The organism is Deinococcus seoulensis, assembly GCF_014648115.1.
In the GTDB taxonomy this organism is placed as follows: domain Bacteria; phylum Deinococcota; class Deinococci; order Deinococcales; family Deinococcaceae; genus Deinococcus; species Deinococcus seoulensis.
In genome coordinates this window covers 1-1,664 of record NZ_BMQM01000084.1, presented here as the reverse complement: position 1 = coordinate 1,664, position 1,664 = coordinate 1, and the positions used below count along the sequence as shown (strand labels likewise).

Here is a 1,664-nt window from a genome sequence, read left to right as displayed (position 1 = left end):
GAGATGGTGAGTCGCTGATCATCGCCAGTAACGCCGGGGCGGTGACGACGATCCAGACGCGATACCGCCGGAGGTTCCTGATCAAATGTCTCTTCCGGGCACTCAAGAGTAAGGGCTTCCAACTGGAGGAAACACACATGACGCTCCACGATCACGTGGAGCGTCTGCTGTGCCTGTTGACGCTGACCTACACGTGGTGTGTGCTGGTCGGGGTCACATTGGACTGCCCAAAGAAGGCGCATGGTCGTCGGGCGTGGAGCGTCGTGAAGATGGGCTTGCGGGAACTGGTCCGGTCGTTCAGCCGGGAGTTAGTACGCCTGTGTGACTTGATCGACCTGTTGATGCCGTCCCAGACGAACTCCCTGGAAAGTGTCGGGTACTGAGCCTGGAATGTCTGCCAGGCCGGGTCAGTCGAGCAGGTCGCTGGCGCGCACACCGAGCGCCGCCATGAGTTTCTCGACGATGTCGATGCCCACGCTGCTGCGGGCGCGTTCGATCATGCTGATCTGGTTGTGGTGCAGCCCGGAACGCTCCGCGAGGTCTTCTTGCGACCACTGGCGTTCCAGACGCAGTCGGCGCAGGTTCTGCGCCAGTCGGTGACGCAGGGACAGCGGCGCGCTCGGTTCAGGCATGGCGACCATGCTCCGTGTGACCACCAGCAGAGTCTACACCTAATTCAGTGTCACCGAATTAGGTTATACTGGTGCATGGACCGCGCGACCCGCTGGCACCTCGGCCTCCCACAGCCCCGCACCACTCGCCCCCCCACCGAAACCCTCCTCTTCGACCGCTCCGTCCACGAACGCATTACCCGCGGCCTCCACACCCCCGGCCGCTGGTCCGGCGGCGCTCTGTACGGCACCCACGCCAGCGGCATCCTGCACATCCGTCACGTCAGCCCCCTGCACCCCCCCACCCCCGACATCCGCGATCCGCTCACCATCAACCTGCCCTACCTCGTCGGCGTCTCCCAGGCCGTCAGCAGCCTGATCGACGAGAGTGTGGAGTGGTGCGGGCAGTGGCTCTCGCCACCCCACCACCAGCTACCGGTCGAGGATCAGACGCTGATCCACCTGGCCCACTGCGCCCAGCGGGGACTGGTCGATGAGTGGCATCCACTGGTGATGGTCGGGTACATCGCCGAGTACCTCGTGGGCAGGGCCTACACCTGGAAAGACGGCAAAGCCCACTCCATCGCCTCAGGCCTGGGCCCGGTCGCCCTCTGCCACGATGACCGCGCAGCGCCGGACGACCGCGCGGAACAGCACCCGCCCGAAAGCTGAAGCTGGCCGACCTGAGCGCGCCTCACCGCCTGGTGTCATACCGACTGCCGTCTGTTTCGCCCTCCAACCGCCCACGTGCCGGGTTACCAACTCCACGCCCGGAGGGGTGTTCTGGTCCTCGTCGCTCTGCGGCGCAGACCGACGAGTCCGCCCGGACCCAGGGGCTTTGCAAGCCATTCAATCGGAGTCCGTATCGGTCCTGCGAATCTCGGCTGAACGGCCTGCACGGCGCGAGCAATCTGAGCATCGGCGCAGCGTGGCAAGTCGGTGCTCAGCGCAGTATTCCGGTATGAACGTGGCCAACCGGCAACTGGCGATGGTCTGCTCCCCAGAATCTGGACAGTGTTGAATAGAGACCTCGACTCACTCCCAGCCTCCCCG

The 1,664-nt window shown here is 64.7% G+C and carries 2 protein-coding genes and 1 pseudogene; 2 read left to right on the top strand and 1 reads right to left on the bottom strand.

Annotated elements, in window-relative coordinates; all coding sequences use genetic code 11:
• A pseudogene (locus tag IEY70_RS20775) lies at positions 1–383 on the top strand (IS4 family transposase); the annotation flags it as partial.
• A gap of 24 nt (positions 384–407) precedes the next feature.
• Here the strand turns inward: IEY70_RS20775 and IEY70_RS20770 are convergent.
• Positions 408–656, bottom strand: a complete 249-nt coding sequence (locus IEY70_RS20770; RefSeq protein ID WP_229778140.1) for a helix-turn-helix domain-containing protein — start codon at positions 654–656, stop codon at positions 408–410.
• 51 nt (positions 657–707) lie between these two features.
• Between IEY70_RS20770 and IEY70_RS20765 the strand changes: the two genes are divergently transcribed.
• Entirely contained in the window at positions 708–1,283 is a 576-nt protein-coding gene (locus IEY70_RS20765; protein ID WP_189066930.1) for a hypothetical protein, read from the top strand.
• Positions 1,284–1,664: the final 381 nt, after the last annotated feature.